At 75.9% G+C, this 1,405-nt stretch carries 1 protein-coding gene; it reads right to left on the reverse strand.

Annotated elements, in window-relative coordinates; translation table 11 throughout:
- Positions 1–1,405: acyltransferase domain-containing protein (locus tag CCN44_RS38145; RefSeq protein WP_143650291.1), on the reverse strand; the 1,405-nt coding region annotated here is incomplete at both ends.

Consider the following 1,405-nt stretch of genomic DNA (forward strand, 5'->3'; position numbering starts at 1 on the left):
CGGTGAGGGTGCCGGTGGCGTGCCGGGTCCAGCCCTCGTCCGCGGGGGCGTTCTCGGCGCGCGAGTGGATCTCGACGGTGCCGTCGGCGCCGGCGGCGACCTGGAGGTGTACGGCGGTGTCCGGGGGCAGCACCAGCGGGGCCTGGAGGGTCAGTTCGTCCAGTACGGGGCGTCCGGTGAGGCGTCCGGCGTGCAGGGCGAGGTCGACCAGGGCGGCGCCGGGCACGAGGACCGTGCCGAGGACCGCGTGTTCGGCGAGGACCGGGTGGGTGGCGGTGGAGATCCGGCCGGTGAGCAGGACACCGGCGTCGTCGGGCAGGTCCAGGCGGGCGCTGACCAGCGGGTGGCCGGCGGCGGCGAGCCCGTGCCCGGCGGCGTCGCCGACGGCGACGGCGGGCGTGGGCAGCCAGTACCGGCGGTGCTCGAAGGCGTAGGTGGGCAGTTCGACGCGGCGCCCCGCGTACCTCTCGTACAGGGCCGGCCAGTCGACGTCGAAGCCGCGCGTGTGCACGGCGGCCAGGGCGGCGAGCAGGCCGGGCAGCTCGGCGGTGTCCTTGCGGCCGGCCGGGACGAAGGCGGTGTCCTCGGCGTCCGGCAGGCAGTCGGGGCCGAGGGCGGTGAGGACGGGCGCGGCGCCGAGTTCGAGGAAGGTGTCGGCGCCCTTCGCGGCCAGTGCGGTGACGGCGTCGGCGAACCGCACGGTCTCCCGCACGTGCCGTACCCAGTAGTCGGCACAGCGGAGTTCGGCGGCGGTGGCGGGGGCGCCGGTGAGGGTGGAGACGATCGGGACGGCCGGTTCGGCGGCCTCGATGCCGGTCATGACCTCCCGGAAGGCGGCCAGTACGGGTTCCGTGCGGGGCGAGTGGAAGGCGTGCGACACGCGCAGCCTGCGGGCGTTCGGGAAGTGCGCGGCGACCGCGGTGACGGCGTCCTCGTCGCCGGAGACGACGACCGCGCGGGGTCCGTTGACGGCGGCGATCGCGCACCGCGCGTCCAGCAGCGGTGTCACCTCCTCCTCCGACGCCGGTACGGCGATCATCGCGCCGCCCTCGGGCAGCGCCTGCATGAGCCGGCCCCGGGCGGCGACCGCGGTGACCGCGTCCTGGAGCGACCACACGCCGGCGACGTGCGCGGCGGCGAACTCGCCGACGGAGTGTCCGGCCAGCCAGTCGGGGCGCAGGCCGAAGGACTCCAGCAGCCGGTAGAGCGCCACCTGGGTGGTGAACAGCGCGGCCTGGGTGTAGGCGGTCCGCTCCAGGGTCGCGGCGTCGTCGCCGAAGACGACCTCGGCCAGGGGCCGTTCGAGGTGCTTGTCGAAGAGGGCGGCGGCGCGGTCGAAGTGCTCGGCGTAGACCGGGAAGGCGTCGTACCAGTCGCGGCCCATGCCGGGGCGCTGGGCGCCCTG

The organism is Streptomyces tricolor, assembly GCF_002155905.1.
Lineage (GTDB): Bacteria > Actinomycetota > Actinomycetes > Streptomycetales > Streptomycetaceae > Streptomyces > Streptomyces tricolor.